Origin of the sequence: Streptomyces sp. NPDC048521, assembly GCF_043199855.1 — a bacterium.
Taxonomy (GTDB): Bacteria; Actinomycetota; Actinomycetes; order Streptomycetales; family Streptomycetaceae; genus Streptomyces.
The window spans coordinates 51,983-71,004 of record NZ_JBICWR010000006.1 but is presented as its reverse complement, the minus strand read 5'-3'; the positions used below and the strand labels follow the sequence as shown (position 1 = coordinate 71,004).

Here is a 19,022-nt window from a genome sequence, read left to right as displayed (position 1 = left end):
CACGCCCATGAGCAGAGCCGAACAGCCGTCCCGCAGAACCGTTCTGGCCGTCGCCGTCGCCGCGGCGATGAGCGGCGCGGCGGCCCCAGCCGCCGCGCAGGGACCCGCCGACGCCGCAGCGCCACTCCAGGCGCAAGGCCGCCCGATCGACTACCACGCCTGGACCACCCACCGAGAGTGGCGCTCCGGCACCGCCCAGGGCACCCGGGCCGTCTCCGGCCTCCGCCCCGGCCTCGTGATCGGTGCCCCCGCGGGACGCACCGACTACACCGACCCGCACACCGGCACCACCGCCACCTGGGAGTACGCCACCTGGACCTCCCCGGTCCACCGGCTGACCGTCCCCGCCACCGAGGTCATCGCCTCCTGGAACGCGCACACCCCCGACGGCACCTGGCTCCAGGTCGAGTTGCAGGGCACGTACTCCGACGGCACCGACACCCCCTGGTACGTGATGGGCCGCTGGGCGGCCGGCGACCAGGACATCAAGCGGACCTCGGTGGACGACCAGACCGACGGCAAGAGCTCCATCTGGACGGACACCTTCGCCATCGACGACGCGAGCACCGGACTGCGCCTGACGTCGTACCGGCTGCGCCTGACGCTCTACCGCAAGCCGGGCACGCACCTCACACCCACCGTCTGGCGGCTCGGCGCGATGGGCTCCGACATTCCCGACCGCTTCACCGTCCCGGCCTCCACTCCCGGTCTCGCCCAGGAACTGGCCGTCCCGCGCTACTCGCAGGAGATCCACAAGGGTCAGTACCCGCAGTACGACAACGGTGGCGAGGCCTGGTGCAGCCCCACGTCCTCGCAGATGATCATCGAGTACTGGGGCGGCCGGCTCACCCCCGAGCAGCTGTCCTGGGTGGACCCGTCCTACGCCGACCCGCAGGTCTGCCACGCCGCCCGCGCCACCTACGACCACCAGTACCAGGGCTGCGGCAACTGGCCCTTCAACGCCGCCTACGCGGCCACCTACGCGGGCCTGCAGGGCGTGGTCACCCGGCTCGCCTCCCTCACCGACCTGGAGACGCTGGTCGCGGCCGGCATCCCCGCCATAACGTCCCAGTCCTTCCTGAAGACCGAGCTGACCGGCGCCGGGTACGGCACCTCCGGCCACCTGATGACCGTGATCGGCTTCACGGCCGACGGCGACGTGATCGCCAACGACCCGGCCTCGCCGAGCGACGAGGCGGTACGGCGGGTGTACCTGCGCCGGGAGTGGGAGAACATCTGGCTGCGGACCAAGCGGTACAACGCCTCCGGCAAGGTCGTCTCCGGCACCGGAGGGGTCTGCTACCTCTACTTCCCGGCCCACCCGAGCCCGCGCCAGCGCAAGGCCCTCGCCGCGGTGGGCGTGCGCTGACCCGACCTGTGTGAGCAACGTCTCTGCCGCAAACGCCGTCGCGGGTGGCAAGGTGGACAAATGGGTGGGGGGAGTCCACTCCGTACGTCCGACCTCTGTGAGAAATCATGACCGCACATCCGGCCACCGCCACCCGCGTCCGCACCGGCGGCCCCCAGGAAGACGGCCCGAAGATCCTCGAGCACGTCATGGGCTGGGTGCTCGTCGTGGTGACCGCGATGCTCGTGACCCAGCTGGGTCTGCTCTGACCCGAGCCTCGCGGGGCGGCATGTTCTGACATACTGCGGAGGTCCCACCGACCTCCCAGACCAAGGTCGAAATTGAATATGCCTCAGCAGCGTGCCGCCGCGGCCCTTCCCCAGGCCCTCGACCCCGCTCGCGCAGGGGACGCCCCCCTCCGGGTGCGCGGCACCGAGCGCTCGGTGGCGCGTCGCGCCGAACTCATCGCCATCGGGCGGAAGTTGTTCGCCGACACGTCCTACGACGCGCTGTCCATGGACGACATCGCCCGCCAGGCGCATGTCGCCAAGGGGCTGATCTACTACTACTTCCGGTCCAAGCGCGGTTACTACCTGGCGATCGTCCAGGACTCCGTCGCCGACCTGGTCTCCTCCGCCTCGAGCGGCCTCGAGCTGGACGCCCGGGACCGCGTCCACCGCACCATCGACGGCTATCTGCGCTACGCCGAGCAGCACCAGGCCGCGTATCGCACGATCGTCAGCGGCGGAGTCGGCTTCGACGCCGAGGTGCACGCCATCCGGGACGGCGTCCGCGCCGCGATCATCGCCACCATCGCCGAAGGGGCCTACGGCCGGGGCGACATCGCCCCGCTCGCCCGTATGGGCCTGCTCGCCTGGGTGTGCAGCGTGGAGGGTGCCACCCTGGACTGGATCGCCCGACCCGAGCTGTCCCGCGACACCATGTGCGAGCTTCTGGTGAAGACGCTCGGCGGAGCCCTGCGCGCCATCGAGGAGCTGGACCCGGCATACCCGGCCCCACCCCCCGCCCGCCGCGCCGGTTGACCTGCACGAGGGAGCGGAGGCTCGTGGTCCTCCGCTCCCAAGTCCCCCGTGGCTTCGGTCAGTTGATGGCCTTGATCAGCTCACCGCTCGTGGTGTCGCCGCTCAGCTCCCAGAAGAAGGTGCCGCCCAGGCCCTGCTGGTTCTTGTACGTCATCTTGGTGGCGATGGTCGCCGGAGTGTCGTAACTCCACCAGTCGTTCCCGCACTTGGCGTAGGCCGTGCCGCCCACCGTGCCGGTCGCCGGGCACTTGGTCTTGAGCACCTTGTAGTCGTCGATGCCCTGCTCGTAGGTGCCCGCCGCCGGACCGGTCGCCGAACCGCCGGGCGCCGCCTGTGTGACACCGGTCCAGCCGCGCCCGTAGAAGCCGATGCCGAGCAGCAGCTTGGAGGCGGGGATGCCGAGGCCCTTGAGCTTGGAGATGGTCGCCGAGGTGTGGAAGCCCGCCTTGGGGATGCCCGAGTAGGAGTTGAGCGGGGAGTGCGGGGCGGTCGGGCCGGCGGCGTCCCAGGCGCCGAAGTAGTCGTACGTCATGGGGTTGTACCAGTCGACGTACTGGGCGGCGCCCGCGTAGTCCGCCGCGTCGATCTTGCCGCCGCTGGTGGCGTCCGCGGTGATCGCCGCGGTCACCAGGTTCCCGGAGCCGAACTTCGACCGGAGGGCGGCCATCAGGTTCCTGAACGCGTCCCGCCCGCTGGTGTCGCAGGTGTCGCCGCAGGCGTTCGGGTACTCCCAGTCGATGTCGATGCCGTCGAAGACACCCGCCCACTTGGAGTTCTTCACCAGGTCGTAGCAGGACTGGGCGAAGGCGGCCGGGTTCTTCGCGGCCTCCCCGAAGCCGCTGGACCAGGTCCAGCCGCCGAAGGACCACAGGACCTTCAGGCCCGGGTGCTTCTTCTTCAGCTTCAGCAACTGGTTGAAGTTGCCGCGCAGCGGCTGGTCCCAGGTGTCGGCGACGCCGTCGACCGACTCGGCGGCCGTGTAGGCGCGGTCGGTGGCCGCGTAGGAGTCGCCCAGCGCGCACTTGCCGCCGGTGACGTTGCCGAACGCGTAGTTGATGTGGGTCAGCTTGGCCGCGGAGCCCGAGGTCTCGATGTTCTTGACGTAGTACTTGCGGTCGTAGGTGCCCCATTCGGTGAAGTAGCCGACGACCTTGGAGCCGGCCTTGATCTGCTCGGCGGCGGGGGCGGCCGCGGTCGCGGTGCCGGCGCCGGCCAGCAGTCCGGCGCCGAGGACGGCGGAGCACGCGGCCGCGACGAGCGCCCGGAACCGGGTGCCGGGGCGGTGGGGAGAGTGCATCGGGGTGGCTCCTCGTGGGGGAGAGGGGAACGCGCGCCGATTGGCATGAACGCGGTAAAGCGTTGGTCATGCACAGTAGGAGGACTAGACCAGTAGGTCAATGGTTCGGACCAATCTCGACGGCCGGGAAGTGGTCGACCGGATTCCTGAAGTAAGCGGTCGTTAACTGGTGACGGAAGGCCGCTGATCGGGCATACTCACAGCGCACAGCCGCTGGTCAGCAGCTTCCGAGACCCGGAAGCGGCACCTTCGGCCGACCGCGACGATCAGGCGGAGCCGCCCCCACCCACGGGCCGGAACGCCGGTGCCCGAACAGGGAGGAGACCGACGCCATGTCCGACCGCGACCCGCAGCCGGTGGAGCGTCAACTGCCGACGGAAGAGGCGAGGGACCTGCTCGCGCTCGTCCGGGAGATCGCCCAGCGCGAGATCGCGCCGAAGGCCGCCGAGGAGGAGGACGCGGGACGCTTCCCGCGCGAGGTCTTCACCCTGCTCTCCGAGTCCGGCCTGCTCGGCCTGCCCTACGACTCCGAGTACGGCGGCGGCGACCAGCCCTACGAGGTCTACCTCCAGGTTCTGGAGGAGCTGGCCGCGGCACGGCTCACCGTGGGCCTCGGCGTCAGCGTGCACACGCTCGCCTCCTACGCGCTCGCCGCCCACGGCACCAAGCAGCAGCAGGTCGAGCACCTGCCCGCGATGCTGGGCGGCGGCCTGCTCGGGGCGTACTGCCTCTCCGAGCCGGCCTCCGGCTCGGACGCGGCCTCCCTGCACACCAAGGCCGTCCGGGACGGCGACGCATGGGTGCTCACCGGCACCAAGGCCTGGATCACGCACGGCGGCATCGCCGACTTCTACACCGTGATGGCCCGCACGGGCGAGGACGGCCCGCGCGGGATCACCGCCTTCCTCGTTCCGGGCGACGCGCCGGGCCTCAGTGGCGCGGTGCCCGAGAAGAAGATGGGCATGAAGGGCTCGCCCACCGCGCAGGTGCACCTCGACGGCGTCCGGGTCCCCGACGACCGGCGCATCGGAGAGGAGGGCCAGGGCTTCTCGATCGCCCTGTCCGCCCTCGACTCGGGACGGCTCGGCATCGCGGCCTGCGCCATCGGCCTCGCCCAGGCCGCGCTGGACGAGGCGGTCGGCTACGCCACCCGGCGTCGGCAGTTCGGCCGGCCCATCGCCGACTTCCAGGGCCTGCGCTTCATGATCGCCGACATGGCGACCCAGATCGAGGCCGGCCGCGCGCTGTACCTCGCGGCCGCCCGGCTGCGCGACGCGGGCAGGCCGTTCGCGAAGCAGGCGGCCATGGCCAAGCTGCACTGCACCGACACGGCCATGAAGGTCACGACGGACGCCGTGCAGATACTCGGCGGCTACGGCTACACCGCCGACTTCCCGGCCGAGCGCTACATGCGCGAGGCCAAGGTCCTGCAGATCGTCGAGGGCACCAACCAGATCCAGCGGATGGTCATCGCCCGTCACGTGGCGGGACCGGAGGGTCGCTGAACTGCCCCCTGAGGACGGTCGGGGCCGCCAGCCTGATCCACTCCGGGTCGTGGCGGCCCGGCAGGGTGCGGCCCCGGTCGGCCCAGACGCGCATCAGGTCGCGGTAGATGGGCGGATCCTGCGGTGCGGGCGGTGGCGGAACCGATTCTGCGGGGCGGGGGACGAAGATGCGGCGCTGACGCCCGGTGGCCGAGTGCAAGGGGGTCATGCCAGGAGAACGCGGGGAGGGCCGGACAGGTTACCCTCGGCCGAATCGCGCGTGAGTTCACGGACGACGTCCGGTTCCCGCTCTGGCCCCCTCCCGGCGGACCGACCTACCGACGCCCACGGGGCGTCCGTGGCCGACGACCGTCTGGTACCGCTCCAACGCGTACCCGGTGCACCGCGCGGCGCTGTCCATGGAGCACGTGGCGACCGGTGACGGGAACGCCGGCGACCGCTGCGTCTTCCACGTCCTCGACCACCCGGGCCGCGGCGTGCTCGTCCTCGGCCCCGGACAGGCCCCGGACACACTGATCCTGCACCACGACAGGCTGCGCGTCGTGGTGCAGGACGGTTGCCGGGCCGGGGCCGGGCCTGCCGTGGAGCGGCTCAGGCGGCCTGGCGGCGCATCGCCGGTACGCGCATCGGGCGCGAGCCCGGGCCGCCGACGTGCGAGAAGGGCTGCGTCCGCCAGTTCAGGCCCTGGGGGAGCGTCAGCAGCAGGGCGGTGTCCTGCTCCTGCGGTGTGAAGGACTCGTCCGCGGGGCGGGCGTCGGCCGCCGCACGGCCCGTACCCGCACAGACCGTGAGCCCGAACGGGTTCCACGGTGACGCGCACAGCGCGTGCTCCGGCAGAACCTCCTCGTCCGCCAGCAGCGCGATCGGCTGCGCGCAGTCCGGGCAGATCACCCGGTACATCTCGAAGGTGTCGTAGGCGTCCAGTTCGTCCTCGAAGGCGTCGGGTTCGACGCCCTCCGGCACGGACTCGACGACCGGCTGCTGCCGCTTGGACGCGGATCGACCAGGGCGCTTAACACTCTGCATGGGATTCTCCCCCTAAGGCTGGGCCGTGACGGCGCTGCGGCCTCGACCACAGCAAGCACTTCCCGTCCGGTCTCGGCGGTAATCACGAGGACATCACGGAGCGCGTTCGAGGCGTGTGGTGTTCGTCACATGCCGCGCGCAGATGCTCATCGGGAGACCGGTTCGGTGCTTTTTGTATCGAACCGGCCATGACCTGCGCTCTCGGCTATCCGAAGAGATCAAGCGCCCTGTAGGTTTTGGCGCCATGGAGGAGCTGGACCGTCAGATCGTGCAGCTGCTCGTCAAGGACGGGCGGATGAGCTACACAGACCTGGGCAAGGCCACGGGCCTGTCCACGTCGGCCGTGCACCAGCGGGTGCGCCGGCTCGAACAGCGTGGCGTCATCCGCGGCTACGCCGCGGTGGTCGACCCCGAGGCCGTGGGACTGCCGCTCACCGCGTTCATCTCGGTGAAACCGTTCGACCCCAGCGCCCCCGACGACATCGCGGACCGGCTCGCCGGCGTCCCCGAGATCGAGGCCTGCCACAGCGTCGCCGGCGACGAGAACTACATCCTCAAGGTGCGCGTGGCCACCCCGCACGAACTGGAGGAACTGCTGGCCCGCCTGCGCTCCCTGGCCGGGGTCTCCACGCGGACGACGGTGGTCCTCTCGACGCCGTACGAGGCGCGCCCGCCGAAGATCTGAGCCCGGCGCGACCCGCGGCCCGGGACGCGCCGCCCCGGTGCCCGGCGTGCCCCGCGCACGCGAGAGACTGTCCGTCATGAGTGAGCAGTCCGCCGAGCCCGACACCGTCCTGCTGCGCCGCGGGGAGGTGCACAGCCCCGCCGACCCCTTCGCCACCGCGATGGTGGTGGAGCGCGGCCAGGTCGCCTGGGTCGGTTCCGAGGGTGCCGCCGACGCCTTCGCCGACGGTGTGGACGAGGTGATCGACCTCGACGGTGCCCTGGTCACGCCGGCCTTCACCGACGCCCATGTGCACACCACCGCCACGGGCCTCGCCCTGACCGGCCTCGACCTGTCCGGCGCCCCCTCCCTGGAGGCGGCCCTCGCCCTGGTCCGCGAGTTCGCCGCCGCCCGCCCCGGCGACCGGGTCCTGCTGGGCCACGGCTGGGACGCCGCCCGCTGGCCCGGCGGCCGTCCGCCCACACGGGCCGAACTGGACGAGGCCACCAGCGGCCGTCCCCTGTACCTCACCCGTATCGACGTCCACTCTGCGGTCGTCACCACCGCCCTGCTCGACCTGATCCCCGGGGACGTGCCGCGTGAGGACGCCCCGCTCACCCGGGACGCCCATCACCTCGTGCGCGAGGCCGCCCTCGCCGCCATCACCCCCGCCCAACGGGCCGAGGCCCAGCGCACCGCCCTCGCGCATGCGGCCTCCCTCGGCATCGGCTCGGTGCACGAGTGCGGCGGTCCGCAGATCTCCTCCGAGGACGACTTCACCGGCCTGCTCGAGCTCGCCGCCGAGGTCCCCGGCCCCCGTGTCGTCGGCTACTGGGCCGAACAGGACGTCCGCAAGGCACGGGACCTGGGCGCCTCGGGCGCCGCGGGCGATCTCTTCGCTGACGGCGCCCTCGGCTCGCACACCGCCTGCCTGCACGAGCCGTACGCCGACGCCGGCCACACCGGCACCGCCTACCTGGACTGCGACGCCGTCGCCGCCCATGTCGTCGCCTGCACCGAGGCGGGCCTGCAAGCAGGCTTCCACGCCATCGGCGACGCCGCCGTGACCGCCGTCGTCGAGGGTGTACGCGCCGCCGCCGAGAAGATCGGCCTCGCCCGCGTCCGCGCCGCCCGGCACCGCGTCGAGCACGCCGAGATGCTCACCCCGGAGACCGTCGCCGGCTTTGCCGAGCTGGGCCTGATCGCCTCCGTGCAGCCCGCCTTCGACGCACTGTGGGGCGGCGAGGACGGCATGTACGCCCAGCGCCTGGGCGTCGAGCGGGCCCGCACCCTCAACCCCTTCGCGGCTCTGCTGCGGGCCGGTGTGCCCCTCGCCTTCGGCTCCGACAGCCCGGTCACCCCGCTCGACCCCTGGGGCACGGTCCGGGCCGCCGCCTTCCACCACACGCCCGAGCACCGGGTCTCCGTCCGCGCCGCGTTCACCGCGCACACGCGCGGCGGCTGGCGGGCCGTCGGCCGGGACGACGCGGGCGTCCTGGTCCCCGGCGCACCCGCCGACTACGCGGTCTGGCGCACCGACGAGCTGATCGTCCAGGCCCCCGACGACCGGGTGGCGCGCTGGTCCACCGACCCGCGCTCCGGCACCCCCGGCCTGCCCGATCTCACCCCGGGCCGCGACCTGCCGGTCTGCCTGCGCACCGTCGTGGGCGGACGGACGGTGTTCGTACGGCCGGGCGAGTGATCTCCCGGGGTGGCGCGGCGGTGATCTTCCCCGGCCGCCCCGTCGCCCCACCTGCGCATCCTCTCGGCACACCGCCGTGGAGCCCGTGTCCTTGCAGATCAGGGGGCTGTTGACAGTCGGCGGCCGGGGGCCGGTAGGTTCGGCCGAGTCCACCACCGGACGCCCGACCGGGGAGTGTTCACGCAACTCGTCGCAGCGCCCGCTGGGTCAGGGACGGTGTGCCGCACCGGGGCACCGTCGCTGGGAGCCAGGCTCAGCGCCCGCGCCGACGAGCGATCGTTCCGGCCGGTCGGCAAGGTGTGACCCGGGTGGGGCCCGGGCGCTCAGTAGACAACGGCTTTCGGTCGATCCGCAGCCAGCGGGTCCCAGGTCGGCCCGAAGGGCGCCGGGGCCCCCATCCGCCGCGGAACGCAGGTGCCGAAACAGGTTTTCTTACCCCACTCCCGGGGAATCGACACCGGCAGTCGAACGAGTCGGCACGTCATCCCAGGCCGCGGCCACTATGGTGGATCCCTGCGTACAACATGAAGGGGCAGCAGTGAACGACGGCGACGGGACCCTCGCGGCCAAGGCCCAGGGGAGGCAGTTCGGTCCGCTCGGCACGGCCTTGGTGATCATCCCGACCTACAACGAGGCCGAGAACATCAAGACCATCGTCGGCCGGGTACGCGAGGCCGTCCCCGAGGCGCACGTACTCATCGCGGACGACAACAGCCCGGACGGCACCGGCAAGCTCGCCGACGAACTGGCCGCCGAGGACGACCACGTCCAGGTGCTGCACCGCAAGGGCAAGGAGGGTCTCGGCGCCGCCTACCTCGCGGGCTTCCGCTGGGGCCTGGAGCGCGGTTACGGCGTGCTGATCGAGATGGACGCCGACGGCTCCCACCAGCCCGAGGAACTGCCCCGCCTGCTCACCGCCCTCAAGGGTGCCGACCTGGTGCTCGGTTCCCGCTGGGTGCCCGGCGGCCGGGTGGTGAACTGGCCCAAGTCCCGTGAGTTCATCTCCCGCGGCGGCAGCCTCTACTCCCGCCTCGCCCTCGACCTGCCGCTGCGCGACATCACCGGCGGCTACCGCGCCTTTCGCCGCGAGACCCTGGAGGGGCTGGGTCTGGACGAGGTCGCCTCGCAGGGCTACTGCTTCCAGGTCGACCTGGCCCGCCGCGCGGTCAAGGCCGGCTACCACGTGGTCGAGGTGCCCATCACCTTCGTCGAGCGCGAACTCGGCGACTCCAAGATGAGCAAGGACATCCTCGTCGAGGCGCTGTGGCGGGTCACCGCCTGGGGTGTGGGCGACCGCGTCGGCAAGATCACCGGCAAGGACAAGCAGGCCTAGCGCCCCGCACAGCTCCTATTGATCCACCCCTTATCCCGCGCTGAGCCGCTCCCAGGCACACTGGGAGCATGACGACTGGCGCTCCGACCTCTGCGCACACCGCCCGGCCCCGGCGCTCCCGGCTGCGCAGGTATCTGCCCCTGGGTGTCGCCGCGTGGCTGGTGCTGGAGATCTGGTTGCTGACCCTGGTCGCGGGCGCGACGGGCGGGCTCACCGTGTTCCTGCTTCTCGTCGCGGGCTTGGTGGCCGGCTCCGTGGTCATCAAGCGGGCGGGCCGCCGCGCCTTCCAGAGTCTCAACGAGGCGCTGCAGCGGGGCGGTTCGCCCGAGCGCGGGGGCGGCAACGGCCTGATGATGCTCGGCGGCCTGCTGCTGATCATCCCCGGCCTGGTCTCGGACGCGGCCGGTCTGCTCCTGCTGCTTCCGCCGGTCCAGAAGGCGGTGAGCCGGTACACCGAGAACGCCCTGGCCAAGAGGCTCCGCACCGCCGCTCCCGGCAGCCTGGGCGACGCCTTCCAGCAGGCCCGCATCCACCGCCCCGACGGCAAGGTGGTGCAGGGGGAGGTCATCCGGGAGGACCGCCCGGAGGCGGGGGACCAGCGGCCGCCGCTGACGCGCTGACCGCGTCCGGCACGCACACGAAACCGCGGGCGCCGTACGTGCATGCACGTACGGCGCCCGCGGTTACTCGTATGCGGAGTCGGTTATGCGGACTTACGGCTGTCCCGAGGATGAACCGCGATGTTCATCGCCCCCGAGCGCAGAACCGCCAGGCGCTCCTCGAGGACCTCTTCGAGCTCCTCACGGGTGCGCCGCTCCATCAGCATGTCCCAATGGGTACGCGCGGGCTTGGCCTTCTTCTCCTCAGGGCCGTCGCCGTCAACGAGGAGTGCCTGGGCCCCGCAGACCTTGCACTCCCACTCCGGCGGAATCTCCGCCTCGACCGAGAAGGGCATCTCGAAACGGTGCCCCTTCTCGCATGCGTACTCCACGGCCTGGCGCGGGGCCAGGTCGATACCGCGGTCCGTCTCGTAGCTGGTCACTACGAGGCGTGTACCGCGAAGAGCTCGCTCACTCATGAATCGTGCCTCCCGGGCTTGTCGCCCACAGGACAGGTGTCGCTGTCGTCGTCATCCGGTCAACGTCCGGTCGGCGGTAAAGATTCCCGTTCCGAGTCCCGTTCCGGGTCATGCGTCGCCGTCGTAGCCGCCCCTTGTTCTACCCACAGGCGCCCGGTTTGTCACATCTGCTAGCAGATGTCACCCAGCGTTTCGGCATCTTTGACGCGCAGTAACGGTACGCCTGGCAGGCCAAACGCGTACACTACCGCCCTTTCGTGTTGAACGCTAAATCGGTGCTAGATCCTCTCCGGAACCGCATTGCCCGCCTCGCCGATCGCACGCCGTACCGGCACCCGGGCGAGCAGGGCGAAGCCGAGGACGAAGAAGGCCACCAGCGAGATGATCGCGTCGCGGTAGCTCCCGGTCAGCTGGTAGGTCACGCCGAACAGCAGCGGCCCGAGCCAGCTCATTCCGCGATCGCTCATCTCGTAGGCCGAGAAGTACTCGGCCTCCTTGCCCGGCGGCACCAGATGCGAGAACAGCGACCTGGACAGCGCCTGGCTGCCGCCGAGGACCAGCCCGATCCCGCCCGCCAGCACGAAGAACCACACCGGGGCCTGCGCGGGCAGGAAGTACCCGGCGGCCAACGTCACCGTCCAGGCCACCAGTGAGCCCAGGATCGTCCGCTTCGCGCCGTACGTCCGGGCCAGCCGCCCCATCGCCAGCGCCCCGGCCACGGCGAGCACCTGCACCAGCAGCACGGCGCCGATGAGTGTCGACTGCCCGAGCCCCAGCTCCTCGGAGCCGAAGACCGAGGCCTGCGAGATCACCGTCTGGATGCCGTCGTTGTAGATCAGGTACGCCAGCAGGAACGCCAGGGTCAGCGGATACCGGCGCATGTCCCGGACCGTCGCCGCGAGCTGCCGCCGCCCCGGCGCCGTGGCGCGCTCCACGCGCGCGTGCCGGTCACGCAGCCTGCGCAGCGGTACGAGCGTGAAGGCGCCCCACCACAGGCCCGCCGAGGCCAGGCAGACGCGGACCGCGGCCGTCTCGGACAGGCCGAAGGAGTCGTGCGCCGAGTACAGGACCAGATCGGCCACGAGGACCAGGGAGCCCGCCGCGTAGCCGAAGGCCCAGCCCCGGGAGGAGACCGCGTCGCGCTGCTCGGGCGGGGCGATCTGCGGCAGGTAGGAGTTGTAGAGCATCATCCCGACGGACTGCGCCGCGTTGGCCACGAGGAGCAGCACCCCACCGAGCAGATACCGGTCGCCGTCGAGGAAGAACATGCCCGTGGTCGCGGCCGCCCCGGTGTACGCCGCCGCCGCGAGCAGCGGTTTCTTGCGGCCCGTACGGTCGGCCGCGCTGCCGACGAGGGGCATCACGACCACGGCCAGGATCACCGACAGGGACACCGAGTAGGCGAAGAAGGAGCCCGCCCGGACCGGGACGCCCAACGGGTGCACATAGCCGCCGGCGTCCGCGGCGTTCTCCGCGACCGAGGTGAGGTACGGGCCGAGGAACACGGTGAGCACGCTCGTCGAGTAGACCGAGCACGCCCAGTCGTAGAAGTACCAGCCGCGCTGCTCGCGTCGGAGACCGGCGGTCTCGTCCGCGGCCTGTGTGCGCACGGTGTCGGTGCCCACCCGTGCCCTCGCTTCCCCGCCGAAGTGCCGTGCGAAGGCGCGGTCCGGTGGGCCCGGGCGGTCAGACCCAGACGCCGCGGTCCTCCATGACCTTGCGCAACATGTCGATGTGATCGGTCATGATGCCATCGACCCCCAGGTCCAGGAGCCGGTGCATGCGCTCCGGCTCGTTGATCGTCCACACGTGCACCTGCAGCCCGCGCGCGTGGGCGGCACGGACGAAACGGTGGTCGACCACGGGGACGCCCGACTGGGCTTCGGGCACCTGCGCCGCGACGGCCGACCGGCGTACCGCGGCCGGCAGCCCCCAGGAGCGCAACCGCAGGTTGAGCACCCCACGGGTGCCGAAGGAGGTGGCCAGGCGCGGCCCCGCCAGGCGCTGGGCCCGCAGCACGCGCGCCTCGGAGAAGGAACCCGCGCAGACCCGGTCCCAGGCGTTCATGCGCTCGACCAGCTCGAGCAGGGGGCGCAGCGCGGGCTCCGCCTTCATGTCGACGTTCCAGCGGACCTCGGGGAAGGTCTCCAGCAACTCCTCGAACAGCGGCACCGGTTCGCGGCCGCCGACGCGCGCCTGCCGTACGTCCTCCCACGGCAGGTCGGCGATGTGGCCCACGCCGTCGGTGACCCGGTCCAGGGACGCGTCGTGGAAGGCGACGAGCCTGCCGTCCGCCGTGGCGTGCACGTCGGTCTCGATGTACCGGTAGCCCAGTTCGACCGCGTGCCGGAACTGCGCCACGGTGTTCTCCAGCCCGTCGGCGGCCCCGCCCCGGTGGGCGAAGGCGATGGGGCCCGGGTGGTCGAGGTACGGGTGCCGTACGGGCGGTGTCGTGAGGGTCACGTACGCAGTATCGCTCCCTCCGGTGTCCCGGCGGCAACGACCGTGCCGCCCGATGCCGCCGGGACGGTGAAGACCCGCAGGAACAGCTGGGCCAGCGGACCGATGGACACGGCGTACAGCACGGTGCCCACCCCGATGGTGCCGCCGAGCACGAAGCCGGTGACCACCACCGCCACCTCGACCACCGTCCGCATCAGCCGGATCGAGCGGCCGGTGCGCCGGTGCAGGCCCGTCATCAGCCCGTCGCGCGGACCCGGACCGAAGCGCGCGGCGATGTACAGACCCGTCGCCACGCCGTTCAGCACGATCCCGGCGAGCAGCAGCGGGATCCGCACGGCGAGGGAGTGGGACTCCGGAACGAGGGCGAGCGTGCCGTCCATGGCGAGGCCGACGACGAAGACGTTGGAGACCGTGCCCAGCCCCGGGCGCTGGCGCAGCGGGATCCACAGGAGCAGCACCGCCGCCCCCACGACGATCGACACCACGCCGATGGTCAGCCCGGTGAGTTCCGCGAGCCCCTGGTGCAGCACGTTCCACGGCTCCAGGCCGAGGCCCGCCTCCACGAGCAGCGCGGAACTCGCGCCGTACAGCGCGAGTCCGGTGTACAGCTGGATCAATCGTCGTCCGAGACGGTCCCGAGTGGACACGACATACCCCCCTGGGTGGTGGCGGTGGCCTGATGCATGACACTCTGTGGCTTGGGATGACTCGCCATCCATGGCCAATTCGGGGAAGGTGGACTGATCGTCATGGCGCAGTGGACCTCGGCGGTGGGAGCGGCGCAGCTCGCCCGGCTCCTCACCTCCCAGCAGGAACGGCCCGCCGGCCCCGGCACCCGCCGCCCGCCCGCCTACCGCGCCCTCGCCGACGGCATCCGGCTGCTGGTGCTCGAGGGCCGCGTCCCGGTGGCCGCCCGGCTCCCCGCCGAGCGGGAACTCGCCCTGGCCCTCTCCGTGAGCCGCACCACGGTCGCGGCCGCCTACGAGGCGCTGCGCAGCGAGGGCTTCCTGGAGTCCCGGCGCGGAGCGGGCAGCTGGACCGCCGTACCGGCGGGCAACCCGATCCCCGCCCGCGGCCTGGAACCGCTGCCCCCGGAAGCCCTGGGCTCGGTGATCGACCTGGGCTGCGCCTCGCTCCCGGCCCCCGAGCCGTGGCTCACCCGCGCCGTACAGGGTGCCCTGGAAGAGCTGCCTCCGTACGCCCACACGCACGGCGACTACCCGGCCGGGCTGCCGGCCCTGCGCTCGATGATCGCCGAGCGCTACACGGCTCGCGGGATCCCCACGATGCCCGAGCAGATCATGGTGACGACCGGCGCGATGGGCGCCATCGACGCGATCTGTCACCTCTTCGCGGGCCGCGGCGAGCGCATCGCCGTGGAGTCGCCGTCCTACGCCAACATCCTCCAGCTGATGCGGGAGGCGGGCGCGCGACTCGTACCCGTCGCGATGGCCGGGGGCCTGTCCGGCTGGGACATGGACCGCTGGCGCCAGGTCCTGCGGGAGGCCGCCCCCCGCATCGCCTACGTCGTCGCCGACTTCCACAACCCCACCGGCGCGCTGGCCGACGAGGACCAGCGGCGCCGGCTGGTGGACGCGGCCCGCTCGGCGGGCACGGTCCTCGTCGCCGACGAGACGATGTCGGAACTCTGGCTGGACGAGGACTTCGGGGACGGCGCGATGCCCCGCCCGGTGTGCGGCTTCGATCCGGCCGGCTCCACGGTGATCACGGTCGGCTCGGCCAGCAAGGCGTTCTGGGCGGGCATGCGGATCGGCTGGGTCCGCGCGGCGCCGGACGTCATCCGCAGCCTGGTCGCCGCGCGCGCGTACGCCGACCTGGGCACGCCGGTGCTGGAACAGCTCGCCGTGAACTGGCTGTTCAGCACCGGGGGCTGGGCACAGGCGGTCGAGCTGCGGCGCGCCCAGGCCCGGGAGAACCGGGACGCGTTGGTGGAGGCGGTCCGGCGCGAACTGCCGACCTGGGAGTTCGAGGTTCCGCAGGGCGGTCTGACCCTGTGGGTGCGCGCCGGTGGGCTGTCCGGCTCCCGCCTCGCGGAGGCGGGCGAGCGGGTGGGCGTCCGCGTCCCCTCCGGCCCTCGCTTCGGCGTCGACGGCGCCTTCGAGGGCTACGTCCGCCTTCCGTTCACGGTCGGGGGAGCGGTGGCGGAGGAGGCGGCGGTCCGGCTCGCCGCCGCGGCTCGGCTGGTGGAGAACGGGATGACGGGCGGCACGGAGGCTCCGCGGACGTTCGTCGCGTAGACGCGGGTGCATCCTCCCTTCGGGGAGCGGGTGTGCGCGGCTTCGGCTTCGACCTGCGGGGCCGGTGGGGGCTGGTCGCACGGTTCCCCGCGCCCCTGGGGAACTGCAGCACCGTCGGCCCCGTGCCGGCGCAGCCGGGGGCACCCGCGGCACCGCCCCAAGCAAGGCGGTGCCCCGCCGGGGTGGGTGCGTGACACCCATCCCTGTGCGGCCAGGGGGGTGCCCCGCGGGCGGGGGTGAGTGACACCCGTCCCGCGCGGCGGGCGGTCCCCCGCGGGCGGGGGTGAGTGACACCCGGCCCCGGGCGGCCAGGGCGGTGCGCCGCCGGTGTGTGTGGGTGACACCCATCTCAGGCCGGTCAGATCCCCGTGCGGCCAGGGGGGTGCCCGCGGGCGGGGGTGAGTGACACCCGTCCCCGGGCGGCCAAGGCGGTGCGCCGCGGTGCGGGTTAGCGACACCCACCCTTGTCCGCCCAGGCCGTACTTGGCCTCCCGCCGACCGGCCGGGGCGCCGGGTGCCTGGCTAGCTCTCGGCCGCCACGGCCTCCGCGACCACGGGTGCCGCCTCGGCCTCTGGCTTCGTCATGTCCGTCGGCTGCGTCGGCTGCGTCGGCTCCGCGTCCGCGGGAGTGGTCCGCGGTGGCAGCAACGCCAGCACCGCCTGCCGATCGGCATCGCTGGTCGCGTCGTCGTACGGATCAGGCGTACGGGGCACCTGAAGCCGGTGCACCTGCCCCGACCCCAGCCGGGCGTACCCCCGCCCCAGTGGCACATGCCCCGGCGGCGTCGTGTGCGGCGGCACCCCGAGTACCGCCTCCACCTGCCGCGGTGCCGCGGCGCCGAGCACGACACGCGCGCGCGTGTGCTGCCGGACCGCGTCGCTGAGCGCCTCCGCGCTGTCGAACTGCTCGGCCACCACCACGGTCACGTTCGCCGCGCGTCCGTGCCGCAGCGGCACCTGGAGCAACCCCTGCGGATCCTTGCGGCCGTCCGTCGCCGCGAGGTGGGTGAAGACGCTCGGGCGGTCCAGCAGGATCCACAGCGGCCGTCGGGTGTCGTCCGGCGGCGGGTCGCCCGCCTGCCGGGCCAGGTTGATCGCGATGAGCCGCCGCTCGGTCTCCTGCGCGGCCCACTCCAGGCTGGCCAGCGCCCCGGGGAGCGCGCACTCCACGGCCAGCACACCGTCCCGGCCGGTGAGGCACGCGTACTCGCCGGTGCCCCCGCCGTCGACGATCAGGACGTCGCCGTGGCGCAGGGCCTGGAGGGCGATGCAGCGCAGCAGGGTCGAGGTGCCGCTGCCCGGGTGGCCCATGGCCAGCAGGTGCGGCTCGGTGGAGCGGATGCCGGTGCGCCAGACGACCGGCGGGACGTCGAGGTGTTCCTCTCCGTAGGAGAGGGGAAGCGTGCGCTGGACCTCGCTCGGGTCGGTGAAGCCGAGCACGGTCTCGCCGGGCGCGGTGACGAAGTGCTGGGCGGCGATGTCGCTGGGCAGCGGGGCGAGGACGGTGACGGTGAGCTGATTGCCCTCCTCCTCCCAGGCGAAGTGGTACTCGCGGCCCCGGCCGGCCTTCGCGGTGAGCAACTGCTCGATCCGGGCGCGGGCCTCGGGCTCGCCGTCCGCGAAGTAGGCGGGGTAGCGGATCACGAGGTGACCGATGCGCCCGCCGTCCTCGAACTCGTGCGCGATGAAGGCCTTCTGCCACTCCCCGCCGTGCGCGTACAGCGGAGCGGGGTCGTCCGGGCTGGAGAAGTACGGCACCAGGGCCTCGTACAGCGCCTGGAGCCGTTCGCTCTGGGACTCGTCGGGCCCGTCCGGCGCCGGCGGGGTGCGGTCGCGGCCCTGCCAGGCCGCCGCCGCCATCACGGTGATGACGGCGAGCAGCGGCCCGTACGGCACCAGCGCCACGACCAGGACCACGGAGGCCGCCAGGAACAGCAGTGGCCCGCGTTTGTCCTTGGGTGTGTCCGCCCACTTGCGCCGCCCGGCCGAGGCCAGTCGCCGCAGCCCGCGCGAGACGGTGATCAGCGGGTGGAGGACGTCGGTGGCGCTGTCGGCCGCCGTCCGGGCCAGCTCCCGGCTCCGGGCGAGCTGCGTCCGGGCGATCTGGGCGCTGTCCTTGCTCAGAATGCGGGGGAGGGGGCGCCGGGCCACTGCTGTCTCCTGTGGGTGCGAACGGGCGGGACAGGCGGGGTCAGAACTTGATGCCGCCGAGGAGGCTCGCCAGGCTCTCGCCGCCGGCCTTGATGCTGGGGGCGATGCCCGTGCTGGCGAGGTAGAAGCCGAACAGCGCCGAGGTGCATGCGTGCGAGCCTTTGAGGCCGTCCTTCCGGAAGAAGAGGAAGACGATGATGCCGAGCAGCAGGACGCCTGACAGGGAGAGGATCATTTCGGGTCTCCTGGTGTCGAGAGGGGACAGTCACCATGAGTTCTTCCAGGATCACAGGATGTATCCATACGATTAAAGGTGCAACTGGGTGAAATATGGTTGATTTCGCCCACTCGGCGGAGTCGCTCCGACCCGCTTGACCAGGGCTGTTGCCTCCAGCTGGGTCCGCTGCTGATCTTTACCTCGGGCACATCGGGTCATGTGCCGCGCGAGACAGTACGCTGGCGATTCACTCGTACGGCCGCGTTCCGCTCACTGCCGTACGCTCCCTGACGTCACCGAAGTTCGAAGGAGAGGCGGTCCGGCCGATGAGTGAAGCCCCCGACCCCGAGGTCGTGGAGCTGGCGACCAAGATCTTCGATCTGGCCCGCCAGGGCGAGACCGAGGCGCTCGTGGCGTACGTGGACGCGGGCGTTCCGGCCAACCTCACCAACGACCGCGGCGACTCCCTGGTGATGCTCGCCGCGTACCACGGTCACGCCGACGCGGTGCGCGCGCTGCTCGCCCACGGCGCGGAGGCGAACCGGATCAACGATCGTGGTCAGACCCCCCTCGCGGGTGCCGTCTTCAAGGGCGAGACCCAAGTGATCAAGGCCCTCCTGGAGGGCGGAGCCGACCCCTCCGCGGGGACGCCGTCGGCCGTCGACACGGCCCGGATGTTCGGCAGGACGGAACTCCTGGAACTGTTCGGCGTCAACTGACTCGAACGTCCTGACCAGGTACGACACGGAAAACGGGGGAGGCGGTAAAGGGCCGCCGGAAATACGGTCGCGGCAGCACACACCGCGGGTCATCATGACGTCGTGATTCACGGACGCGATGGCTGGGCAGGTGTTGCCGCACCGCGCGGACCGTGATGCGGTCCGCATGGGCCACCGACGAGAGGCAGAGAGAGATGGTCTACAGCAAGCAAGAGACG

18 protein-coding genes are annotated in these 19,022 nt (G+C 71.9%); 10 read left to right on the top strand and 8 right to left on the bottom strand.

Features of this window, described 5'->3' with window-relative positions:
- The first annotated feature begins 7 nt into the window (after positions 1 to 7).
- The 3 genes from ACGFRF_RS16150 (at position 8) to ACGFRF_RS16140 (ending at position 2,391) form a co-directional block, all read left to right on the top strand.
- On the top strand, positions 8 to 1,369 hold the full coding sequence (locus ACGFRF_RS16150) for a peptidase C39 family protein (protein WP_393740260.1): 1,362 nt from the start codon (positions 8 to 10) through the stop codon (positions 1,367 to 1,369).
- 107 nt (positions 1,370 to 1,476) lie between these two features.
- A complete protein-coding gene (locus tag ACGFRF_RS16145; RefSeq protein WP_362161557.1) occupies positions 1,477 to 1,617 on the top strand; it encodes an SCO1431 family membrane protein in 141 nt (46 codons plus the stop codon).
- Between the two features lie 78 nt (positions 1,618 to 1,695).
- Positions 1,696 to 2,391 carry a TetR/AcrR family transcriptional regulator gene (locus tag ACGFRF_RS16140; protein WP_393740258.1) on the top strand — a complete coding sequence of 232 codons (696 nt, stop codon included), beginning with the start codon at positions 1,696 to 1,698 and terminating at the stop codon, positions 2,389 to 2,391.
- Between the two features lie 58 nt (positions 2,392 to 2,449).
- Here the strand turns inward: ACGFRF_RS16140 and ACGFRF_RS16135 are convergent, their stop codons facing one another.
- Entirely contained in the window at positions 2,450 to 3,688 is a 1,239-nt protein-coding gene (locus ACGFRF_RS16135; protein WP_393740256.1) for a glycoside hydrolase family 18 protein, read from the bottom strand.
- A 332-nt stretch (positions 3,689 to 4,020) separates the two neighbouring features.
- Here ACGFRF_RS16135 and ACGFRF_RS16130 point away from each other — a divergent pair, with 332 nt between their 5' ends.
- The gene (locus ACGFRF_RS16130; RefSeq protein ID WP_393740254.1) at positions 4,021 to 5,193 is read left to right on the top strand and encodes an acyl-CoA dehydrogenase family protein; all 1,173 of its coding nucleotides are present in this window, start codon (positions 4,021 to 4,023) and stop codon (positions 5,191 to 5,193) included.
- Positions 5,194 to 5,784: 591 nt separating this feature from the next.
- Here the strand turns inward: ACGFRF_RS16130 and ACGFRF_RS16125 are convergent.
- Positions 5,785 to 6,219, bottom strand: a complete 435-nt coding sequence (locus ACGFRF_RS16125) for a hypothetical protein (RefSeq protein WP_393740252.1) — start codon at positions 6,217 to 6,219, stop codon at positions 5,785 to 5,787.
- Between the two features lie 244 nt (positions 6,220 to 6,463).
- Between ACGFRF_RS16125 and ACGFRF_RS16120 the strand changes: the two genes are divergently transcribed.
- The 4 genes from ACGFRF_RS16120 (at position 6,464) to fxsA (ending at position 10,538) form a co-directional block, all read left to right on the top strand.
- Complete coding sequence (locus tag ACGFRF_RS16120; RefSeq protein WP_067046457.1) at positions 6,464 to 6,904, top strand: Lrp/AsnC family transcriptional regulator; 441 nt, start codon at positions 6,464 to 6,466, stop codon at positions 6,902 to 6,904.
- Between the two features lie 76 nt (positions 6,905 to 6,980).
- A complete protein-coding gene (locus ACGFRF_RS16115; RefSeq protein WP_393740250.1) occupies positions 6,981 to 8,585 on the top strand; it encodes an amidohydrolase in 1,605 nt (534 codons plus the stop codon).
- A gap of 538 nt (positions 8,586 to 9,123) precedes the next feature.
- Complete coding sequence (locus ACGFRF_RS16110; protein ID WP_393740248.1) at positions 9,124 to 9,918, top strand: polyprenol monophosphomannose synthase; 795 nt, start codon at positions 9,124 to 9,126, stop codon at positions 9,916 to 9,918.
- Positions 9,919 to 9,986: 68 nt separating this feature from the next.
- Complete coding sequence (gene fxsA / locus ACGFRF_RS16105) at positions 9,987 to 10,538, top strand: FxsA family membrane protein (protein WP_393740246.1); 552 nt, start codon at positions 9,987 to 9,989, stop codon at positions 10,536 to 10,538.
- An 83-nt stretch (positions 10,539 to 10,621) separates the two neighbouring features.
- Here the strand turns inward: fxsA and ACGFRF_RS16100 are convergent, their stop codons facing one another.
- The 4 genes from ACGFRF_RS16100 to ACGFRF_RS16085 form a co-directional block, all read right to left on the bottom strand.
- Positions 10,622 to 10,996, bottom strand: coding sequence for an RNA polymerase-binding protein RbpA (locus tag ACGFRF_RS16100; protein ID WP_003977404.1), 375 nt, complete (start codon positions 10,994 to 10,996; stop codon positions 10,622 to 10,624).
- 278 nt (positions 10,997 to 11,274) lie between these two features.
- Complete coding sequence (locus ACGFRF_RS16095) at positions 11,275 to 12,621, bottom strand: MFS transporter (protein WP_393740244.1); 1,347 nt, start codon at positions 12,619 to 12,621, stop codon at positions 11,275 to 11,277.
- A gap of 61 nt (positions 12,622 to 12,682) precedes the next feature.
- Entirely contained in the window at positions 12,683 to 13,459 is a 777-nt protein-coding gene (locus ACGFRF_RS16090) for a glycerophosphodiester phosphodiesterase (protein ID WP_393740242.1), read from the bottom strand.
- Positions 13,456 to 14,106: a YitT family protein gene (locus tag ACGFRF_RS16085; protein WP_393740240.1), complete on the bottom strand. Its 651-nt coding sequence runs from the start codon at positions 14,104 to 14,106 to the stop codon at positions 13,456 to 13,458. The genes ACGFRF_RS16090 and ACGFRF_RS16085 overlap by 4 nt, the downstream gene beginning before the upstream one ends.
- 102 nt (positions 14,107 to 14,208) lie before the next feature.
- Between ACGFRF_RS16085 and ACGFRF_RS16080 the strand changes: the two genes are divergently transcribed.
- On the top strand, positions 14,209 to 15,717 hold the full coding sequence (locus tag ACGFRF_RS16080; RefSeq protein ID WP_393740238.1) for a PLP-dependent aminotransferase family protein: 1,509 nt from the start codon (positions 14,209 to 14,211) through the stop codon (positions 15,715 to 15,717).
- Between the two features lie 522 nt (positions 15,718 to 16,239).
- Here the strand turns inward: ACGFRF_RS16080 and ACGFRF_RS16075 are convergent.
- Positions 16,240 to 17,868: a hypothetical protein gene (locus tag ACGFRF_RS16075; protein WP_393740236.1), complete on the bottom strand. Its 1,629-nt coding sequence runs from the start codon at positions 17,866 to 17,868 to the stop codon at positions 16,240 to 16,242.
- Positions 17,869 to 17,908: 40 nt separating this feature from the next.
- A complete protein-coding gene (locus tag ACGFRF_RS16070; protein ID WP_258781179.1) occupies positions 17,909 to 18,103 on the bottom strand; it encodes a hypothetical protein in 195 nt (64 codons plus the stop codon).
- 308 nt (positions 18,104 to 18,411) lie between these two features.
- Between ACGFRF_RS16070 and ACGFRF_RS16065 the strand changes: the two genes are divergently transcribed.
- A complete protein-coding gene (locus ACGFRF_RS16065) occupies positions 18,412 to 18,804 on the top strand; it encodes an ankyrin repeat domain-containing protein (protein WP_393740235.1) in 393 nt (130 codons plus the stop codon).
- Positions 18,805 to 19,022: the final 218 nt, after the last annotated feature.